At 46.0% G+C, this 9,286-nt stretch carries 8 protein-coding genes; all 8 read left to right on the top strand.

Translation table 11 applies throughout. From position 1 onward, the window contains the following. The first annotated feature begins 65 nt into the window (after positions 1-65). Positions 66-842, top strand: coding sequence for a hypothetical protein (locus tag AC4OGX_RS09600; RefSeq protein ID WP_493330111.1), 777 nt, complete (start codon positions 66-68; stop codon positions 840-842). Then, positions 826-1,215, top strand: a complete 390-nt coding sequence (locus AC4OGX_RS09595; protein WP_493330110.1) for a hypothetical protein — start codon at positions 826-828, stop codon at positions 1,213-1,215. The genes AC4OGX_RS09600 and AC4OGX_RS09595 overlap by 17 nt, the downstream gene beginning before the upstream one ends. 30 nt (positions 1,216-1,245) lie before the next feature. After that, positions 1,246-2,499, top strand: a complete 1,254-nt coding sequence (locus AC4OGX_RS09590; protein ID WP_493330108.1) for a pilus assembly FimT family protein — start codon at positions 1,246-1,248, stop codon at positions 2,497-2,499. Positions 2,500-2,705: 206 nt separating this feature from the next. Further along, positions 2,706-3,416, top strand: coding sequence for an ABC transporter ATP-binding protein (locus tag AC4OGX_RS09585; protein WP_493330106.1), 711 nt, complete (start codon positions 2,706-2,708; stop codon positions 3,414-3,416). Then, positions 3,417-4,994, top strand: coding sequence for a putative ABC exporter domain-containing protein (locus tag AC4OGX_RS09580; RefSeq protein WP_493330104.1), 1,578 nt, complete (start codon positions 3,417-3,419; stop codon positions 4,992-4,994). Positions 4,995-5,062: 68 nt separating this feature from the next. Then, positions 5,063-5,539 carry a methylglyoxal synthase gene (locus AC4OGX_RS09575; protein WP_493330102.1) on the top strand — a complete coding sequence of 159 codons (477 nt, stop codon included), beginning with the start codon at positions 5,063-5,065 and terminating at the stop codon, positions 5,537-5,539. 329 nt (positions 5,540-5,868) lie between these two features. Beyond that, the gene (locus AC4OGX_RS09570; protein ID WP_493330101.1) at positions 5,869-7,401 is read left to right on the top strand and encodes a sodium:solute symporter family transporter; all 1,533 of its coding nucleotides are present in this window, start codon (positions 5,869-5,871) and stop codon (positions 7,399-7,401) included. Between the two features lie 278 nt (positions 7,402-7,679). Continuing rightward, positions 7,680-9,050, top strand: coding sequence for a sodium-dependent transporter (locus AC4OGX_RS09565; RefSeq protein ID WP_493330100.1), 1,371 nt, complete (start codon positions 7,680-7,682; stop codon positions 9,048-9,050). Positions 9,051-9,286: the final 236 nt, after the last annotated feature.

Raw genomic sequence — 9,286 nt, 5'->3', positions numbered from 1 at the left:
TCTGGTTCATCCGTTATAGCAGACCGGGATGGATGAAAAAGGACGGGAAGGAGGTACAAGAAAAGTTGGATAAAAAGAAAAGCCGGAAACGCAAGAAAATAAAGAACAGCCCAAACGGCAGTATAAGCTGGAACAACCGGGGCTCCGCACTGGTATATGTGCTGTGTGTTATGGCTGTGATCGTGGTTTTGTGCCTCTCCCTGCTGCTTTTGTCATTTTCGATGTATAAATCCTCGCTGGGCTATAAGAATCAGGAACAGTGCCAGCTATTGGCAGTCTCACTGAGCGGGGAAATCCGGGATGAACTGGAAAATGACGGAAATAGCTGGTATATTACCTTTGACGGAAATACGGTTGCTAAGAGAATCCCAATATATTCTTATGACTCGAAAAACAAAAAGCCGGGATCAAAAGAAGCCCCGGAGCTGGTTGATTTTATCATACGAAACATGTGGAGCAGTGAATGGCCCTATTATGATGAGGAAGAGGAGGGCAGCCACAGCCACAGTAAAAGGGCGGCTGTCCGTGAATTGAAGCTGGATACCGATGCGATTGCGGATGAGTCTTTCCGCAAGCTGGCCGGTGATATTACGGTGGAAATGTATTGGGGCAGCACCAGTGAAAAGGTGATGGAGACAGACAGTGAGAAAAAGAAAAACGGAACACCTCTGGTCGTCACTGTAAAATGCAGGATCGGAAAGCAGTCCAGTACGATCACAAGGACCTATGAGCTGGCATACAGCACGGATAGTAAGCCGGAAGACGGAAATGAAATCTGGGGATGGTTTATGACCAATCCCGGGGAAGAGAGGGGGAGTCTGGAAGATGAGGATTCAGAGTAAGCTTAGCATAAAACAGGGCCATGGAGCTGTTTTTGTGAATAACAGGAAGGGCTCCACCTTTGTAGAACTGATCGTTGGTTTTGTTGTTCTCGTGCTTTTGATCGGAACATTTACAAAGGTAGTTACACAGTCAGGTAAACTATTGACACGCTCTCAGGAAATCCGGAAAAATACAGAATCCATGCTTTCCTCTTTCTATAAACAGAAGCATGATGCCGCAGAGACCCCGAAAACTGCAGTGACGATCAAGGAGAAAGAGGAAACACTGCAGCTCATATATGATGGAGAGAAAATCAATTTAGAGAACCAGAAGATCAGGGCTGCAACAGGAAATGAGATTACGATTTATGAATTTAAAGAAGATGAACCGTAGAGACAGTCAGACGGCGATGGTGGAGATTAGATGAAAAAGTGGATGATCAGGATACGTGAAAACTTACAATCGAATAAAGGGTTTACAATGGTCGAGATGGTAGTCACGATTATTCTGACCGGGATTCTTTTTACGATGGCCTGTACGATGCTGTTGTCCTGGGGAAAGTCCTATGACAAACTCAAAACGATCGAGCATGCCGAGCAGCTTACGGATACGCTCATGGACAAAATTTCTGGAGAAATATCCGGTGCACAGGACCGCAATATACCGGATCACACGAAGGGAACGGAAAATCTGGACCATGTGATTATCAGCGCAGACAATACTGAGATCGAGCTATATGACAGAACCGGAAGTCATATCAAGATCAGTGCCATAGAGAGCACTCCGGGGGATGCATCCACAAAAGAACTCAATATCCATTATTATGAAGTGAAGAATCTAGCCGGAGATGATAACCTCTACGATGCGGTTGACTGGAAATATTCGAAAAATATGTACATGAATTATTACGTCCAGGAGTTAAGATTCGATACCGTGAAGGGAAAAACAGGGAATCTGCTACCCCTTGTAGACGTTACGCTGAAGGTTCGCAATGAAAAATATCAATACACCTGTACGGTGACGAAGACGATCGAATGCTATAACTCGCCAACCATTTCAGGACCGGGAGGGACACCGGAGGAGCCAGATAATCCGCCGATTGATCCGGATAACCCTCCGGTAGATCCGGATAATCCGCCGATTGACCCGGATAACCCGCCGGTCGACCCGGATAATCCCGAGAATCCAGATCATCCGGACAACCCAGATAACCCGGTTCCGCCAGAGGAACCGGATATAAATAAGGAGCAGGGTTATATAGAGATCACGGATGAAGTGATATTCCACGAAGGATCACCGACTTTTGATGAATTAAAAGAAAAAGCACATAATGCAGACAGCAGTAAACCAGTGGATATTTTTATACCGGCAGGAATTTATAGAGATAATAACCGTTGGTACTGGGTTAGGAAAGATAAGACAGTGAAAAGCACCGACTGCCATAATATGCAGCAGGTAATCAACACAGGATATCAGGAAGTATTGGAATTGGATGCAAAAGAGTTTGTTACTTCGGATGATATAAAGAACGGAGAATTTACATCCAATATTCATCCGGGAGGTTTATACTATCATGACGGAAAATGTTATGTCTATGCCGGATGGGGACCGACTGAAGATCCAAAAGATTCTGGGTGGCTGCTGATCGATCCGCTAATTGTATTGGTAAGAGATTAAGTTTAACTGTTAAGAGGTAGAGAAGAAAGACTTTCGGAGCCATTTGGCTCTGAAAGTCTTTCTTAAAATGGTATAATCCAATAAGAATGTTAAATCCAATAAGATAGTATTGACAAGAAAATGAATAACCTGTATTCTTGTATTAAGAAAGTAATACAAGAATCAATATTAACTGAAGTTTACTACATATATGCAGGAGGGGAATCATGCTGGAAATTCAAGACCTAAGTAAATCATATGGTAAGTACCTTGCGGTGGACAAGGTGAACTTTTTTATCCCGGATGGCCAGGTGGGCGTTCTACTGGGGCCCAATGGGGCGGGGAAATCTACGATTATCAAAAGCATTGCAGGACTGCTTCGCTATACCGGAAGGATCGGGATCCAGGGGATCGATGCCAAGACATTGGAAGCGAAACGTCTTTTTGCCTATGTTCCGGAGATTCCGGCCATGTTCGAGGCACTGACCGTGAGGGAACATATCGAGTATGTCCGCCGGGCTTATAACAGCGATGTTACGGATGAGGAGATCGAGGCACTGCTTGCCCGGTTCGATCTGGCTGATAAGCAGGAAAAGCTGGGCAATGAGCTGTCAAAGGGGATGATGCAGAAGGTCAGTATCTGCTGTGCCCTTGCAATTAAACCAAAGGTCATCCTTTTAGATGAGCCGATGGTCGGTCTGGACCCGAAGGCGATCAAGGAGTTAAAGGAGGTCGTGCTTGAGCTTCGTGACCAGGGAGTGACGGTGCTGATCAGTACGCATATGCTTGAGATGGTGGAGAATCTGTGGGACGTAATGTTCGTGATGGAGAAAAGTCATATCATTGGTTCTTACAATAAATCAGAGGTCGGCGAGAAGGATTTAGATGACCTGTTCTTTGAGATGACAGGCGGCTGGGAAACGGATGGTGAGTCATAGATGAATGCATTATTATATGTGACGAAACGCAGATTTATCAATAACCTGAAAAGGGCAGTGAAGAAGCCCGCAAGCCTGATCCTTATTATATTCTGCATATTATATGGGATTTTTATTGTGGTTACATTGGGAGGGGTTGCGGTACAGATTCATTTTGATTCTCCCAAAGGGCTGGTCGTCGTTATCACCATCTGGACGTTATATATATTCCTTTCCAATTTTGCAAGCTATGCATCCAGAAAAGGGATTATTTTTAAAACTTCAGATGCCCATTTTATCTTTCCGGCACCGATCAGCCCAAAGGTAATCCTTCTGCACAGCGCCTGGATGAATTATCTGCTGTCGGCAGCGATCGGTATTTTGTTTGCCATAGCAGGACTGACCGTGTTTGGTGTGGCACCATGGCGGGTGCTCCTTTTGTTTCTGATTGCGACTGTTTTGGAAATCAGCATGGAAGTCAGCGTGATGGTAATCCTTTATACAAATGACAGGATTCCGCAGAAGGTCATTACATGGATAGGCAGAGCGATCAAGGTATTTCTGATTGGTGTGACTGTCTTTATTATTCTGTATTTTAAGAAGTATGGGATTACGCTGGAATCTGCGTCGTCTTTCATTGACTGGCCGGGGTTACAGATGATTCCTTTTGTAGGCTGGAATATTGCAGCATACCGGCTTGTTCTTCTGGGACCAGAGCTTTTGAATATCATCTGTACGATCTTATACCTGATCACAGTGGCGGGGATGTTCCTGGCGGCATGGCGGACGAAGACCGACGGCGGCTACTATGAGGATGCCGCAAAGTTCGCAGATGATTATGCCGAAATGAGGAAACGTAAGTCCAACGGCGAGATGGTGACGGGAATCGGAAAGAACAAGCGTAAGTTCCGCAATGTCAACGAATCTTTCAAAGCGACCGGCGCAAAAGCAATTTTTTACAGGCAGCTTTTAGAGTATAAAAAGGAGAAATATTTTATCTTTTCTAAAATGACACTTCTGCTGCTTGGAATCGCTCTGATCTTAGCGAAAACAATGGCTGATAATGTGAGGGAATCAGGAGTGCCACAGATGTTTCTGGCGGGGATGATTCTGTATATTACTTTGATTTTTTCCGGCTACCTGGGAAAGTGGGAGAAAGAGCTGGCAAATCCGTATTTGTTTTTGATACCAGACAGTCCCGTGAAAAAATTGTGGTATGCGACTCTGATGGAGCACCTGAAGGCTTTTGTGGATGGATGCATTTTCTGTATTCCGCTTGGGATCGCATGGGGGATCAGCCCGGTTCAGATCGTTCTTGCGGTTTTGACATATACGGTGCTGCAGGCGAACAGAATGTATACGCGGGTGGTGTCCCAGTGTATCCTAGGGGATTCCCTTGGAAAGACGGGACAGAATATGGTGAGGGCCCTCATTCAGATGATGATCTTAGGGCTCGGTGCAGGTATTGCTATCGGGATAGGATTTGTGGTCAATGCGGATTTGGTCTTTCCAATTATCCTCATTTATAGTATGATAGTAACAGTAGTCATCGGGCTATTGGCATCGATCCGTTTCAACACGATGGAACAGATCGGGTAGATCAGGATGATACATTCAGGCAGTAAATGCCAGACAGTACATGAGTCAGAACTATGGGAGGAAAAAAGATGTTGGACGACAATTATGTAACACTTGAGATTGGCAAAGCAAAGCATATCGCACTGGTAGCACATGATGGCAAGAAGAAGGAGCTGGTGGACTGGTGTGATAAGAATAAAGATGTATTAAAGGGACATTTTTTATGCGGAACAGGAACGACTGCAAAGCTGATCTCGGAGCGCACAGGACTTCCTGTAAAGGGCTATTGCAGCGGTCCCCTGGGCGGTGACCAGCAGATCGGCGCGAAGATCGTAGAGGGACAGATCGATTTCATGATCTTCTTATGGGATCCGCTTGAGGCACAGCCTCATGATCCGGATGTTAAGGCGCTGCTCAGGATCGCGGTTGTCTATGACATTCCGATTGCGAATAACCTTGCTACAGCAGACTTTATGCTGAATTCTAAGTATATGAATGAACCATACTGCAGGAAGATCGAGAATTTTAATAAGACCATCCAGGACAGAGTAGAGCAGATGAAGTAGGAAGCTGTACATAAAAATGCAGGCCGGAAGTTTGGTGGATTGGTACATGGCTGTTAGATAAGCCAGTATTGATACCGCGGACTTCCGGTCTGTTTTTATTTCCGGGAAGGAGATATCAGAAAATTTTATCCTGTTAAAGGATTGACAAGTGATGGGTATGTGTGTTAGTATACTTTTACGCTTTAAAGCGCAACGCTTTAAAGTGAATTAGTAAAAACCAAGGCTGAACAGAGGATTCATTGCACAGTACATAGAATAGGGTGCGGGATTTTTGCTTAGAGGCGTGGTTTTTAAGATGAAAAAATTAGTAGAAGGAGATGAGGACGAAGATGGGGATCAAGTTGCTTTTATTGGTTGTATTTTTTGCTGTTATGGTGGGGGTCGGCCTTTATTCGAGACGGCATACGAGGAGTGTTGACGGGTTCGTCCTCGGAGGACGTTCGGTCGGACCATGGCTGACAGCTTTCGCATATGGGACTTCTTACTTTTCTGCGGTGGTGTTTGTCGGATACGCCGGACAGTTTGGGTGGAAGTATGGAATTGCATCTACATGGATCGGGATCGGGAATGCCGTGATCGGAAGCCTGCTGGCCTGGGTAGTGCTTGGGCGCAGGACAAAAGTCATGACACAGCACTTACATTCCAAGACGATGCCGGACTTTTTTGGGGCACGTTATGGGTGTAAGTACTTAAAAATTACGGCGTCAGTAATCGTATTTGTGTTCCTGATCCCTTATACGGCTTCTGTATATAATGGTTTATCCAGGCTGTTTGGGATGGCGTTCAATGTGCCGTACACATACTGTGTGATCGTAATGGCAGCCTTTACGGCAGTATATGTGATTCTTGGAGGATACATGGCGACGGCGATCAATGATTTTATACAGGGGATCATCATGCTGATTGGGATCGTGGTGGTGATCGGGGCAGTACTGAGCGGAAAAGGAGGATTTCTCCAGGCGGTCCAGACGATGGCCCAGATCCCGAGTGATGTGCCGCTGACACAGGGGCAGCCAGGGGCATTTACCTCCTTTTTCGGTCCTGATCCTTTGAATCTTCTGGGCGTTGTGATCCTGACTTCTCTGGGGACCTGGGGCCTGCCGCAGATGATCAATAAATTCTATGCGATCAAGGATGAGAAGGCGATCAATACGGGAACCGTAATCTCTACTCTTTTTGCAGTGGTGGTTGCGGGAGGATCCTATTTTCTCGGTGGTTTCGGGAGACTGTTTGACAGTCCGGCCATCCATGACGAGGCAACAAAAGCAGTGATATATGACAGTATTGTACCGTTTATGCTCTCAACGCTGCCGGATATCCTCATCGGGATCGTGGTGGTACTGGTGCTGTCAGCGTCCATGTCCACGCTGTCCTCTCTGGTGCTGACTTCCAGCTCCACGATGACACTGGATCTGTTGAAAGATAATGTGCTAAAAGAGATGAGTGAAAAAAAACAGGTCATTACAATGCAGCTTTTGATCGTATTCTTTATTGTGGTGTCTGTTGTGATCGCCTTGAATCCGCCGACCTTTATCGCGCAGCTTATGGGGATATCCTGGGGCGCTCTGGCAGGGGCATTTCTGGCACCGTTTTTATACGGCTTGTACTGGAAAGGAGTGACCCGCGCAGCTGTATGGGCAAGCTTTATCACAGGGGTTGGAATCACAGTTTCGAATATGTTCCTGGGCTACATCAGTTCGCCGATCAATGCAGGTGCGATTGCCATGATCGCAGGGCTTGTCATTGTTCCGGCAGTAAGTCTGGTGACACCGAAGGTACAGAGGGAAAAGGTCGATGAGATATTTGGCTGCTACGATGAGCAGGTAACGATCACTAAAAAGAGATCACTGGATGTGGAGTGAGAATAAAAAGTTAAGAAAGGAGATCCTGGGTGAGTTGGTATGCCTATCAGCCGCCTGGGATTTTTTTGTTTTTATATCATTATAAGAGCATACAGTAAGGACATGGCAGTCAGCGCCATGGATGCATTTTGCTTGACAGAAAAATGACAATGACGTAAGATACTTCTTAGCGGCTGAATTTGTTCTTGTGCAGTGGAAAAGCAAAAAAGTACACAGATATATTGAGAGTTATCGGCCGCCGTTTAAAAGTCAAGAGATAAAGAGAGGATTCTAGAGGTATGAAAAGAGAAAAGTTTGGTTCCAGGCTTGGGTTTATCCTGATTTCGGCAGGATGTGCCATTGGGCTTGGGAATGTATGGAGGTTTCCCTATATCACAGGGCTGTACGGAGGGGCGGCATTCGTGCTGATCTATTTATTTTTTCTTTTGGTATTGGGGCTTCCGATCATGGTCATGGAGTTTTCGGTGGGACGTGCGAGCCAGGTAAGTGCAGCGCTGTCCTTTGACCGATTAGAGTCTAAAGGCACGAAGTGGCACTGGTATAAATATGGTGCAATGGCAGGAAACTACCTTCTTATGATGTTCTACACGACCATTGGAGGATGGATGCTGTTATACTTTGTAAAAATGGCCGGTGGTAAATTTGAGGGTCTGAACGCAGAAGAGATAGCAGGTGAATTCGGCGCATTGACAGCACAGCCTGTCCTGATGACTGTCTGCATGGTCATTGTGGTGGCGCTTTGCTTCGGGATCTGCAGCCAGGGACTTCAAAAGGGAGTTGAGAAGATCACAAAGGTCATGATGCTTCTGCTGCTGGCTCTGATGATCGTGCTGGCTGTCCGTTCCGCAACCCTGGAGGGGGCAGGAGAGGGACTTCGGTTTTACCTGTTTCCAGATTTTTCAAAGGTAAAAGAAGCGGGAATATTTGATGTTGTATTTGCAGCTATGGGACAGGCATTCTTCACCTTGAGCCTGGGGATCGGCGCTATCGCTATCTTTGGAAGCTATATCGATAAGAAACGTACTCTGACAGGGGAAGCGGTATGTGTGACCGTGCTCGACACCTGTGTGGCACTGGTGGCAGGGATGATCATCTTTCCGGCCTGCTTTGCGTTCGGCGTGAATCCGGACAGCGGACCGAGCCTGATCTTCATCACTCTGCCCAATATCTTTAATTCCATGGGAGGGGGAAGAATCTGGGGAACTTTATTCTTCCTGTGTATGTTCTTCGCAGCTGCGTCCACGATCATCGCAGTATTCGAAAACATCCTCTCCTTTGCTATGGACCTGACCGGATGCAGCAGAAAAAAGGCAGTATTGGTGAACCTGATAGCGATCATTCTTCTGTCGCTTCCCTGTATCTTAGGGTTTAACCTGTGGAGCGGTTTCCAGCCGCTCGGAGCGGGAAAGAACATTTTGGATCTGGAGGATTTCCTTGTAAGTAATAACCTCCTCCCAATCGGCAGCCTGGTCTATCTTTTATTCTGCACCAGTAAGATCGGCTGGGGCTGGAAAAATTTCACCAAGGAAGCCAACACCGGAGAAGGGCTTAAGTTCCCTAAATGGGCAAGACTGTATGTCAGCTATGTTCTTCCTGTCATCGTCCTGTTCATCTTTATCCAGGGATACTGGTCTATGTTCCATAAGTAAAATGGTCTTTCGGCTATATCAAGAACAGCTCGCAAACATGATATGTCTGCGGGCTGTTTTTTAGTTATAGAGCTATGAAGTAAATATCCTTCTAATCTTTTATCTTGTAAATGTCCAACTGTCTTTTAATTCTTCGTACTGTATATCGCAAATGGCAACATACAGGAATCCTGACAAAGCCACGATCCCCACATAAGCCGCCATAAAATTATTTCCGACAGGACAGGTTTTTCGTC

It is taken from the genome of Faecalicatena sp., from assembly GCF_058819085.1.
Note: the sequence above shows the minus strand (reverse complement) of the source record. Positions and strands in the feature narration are given on the sequence as shown.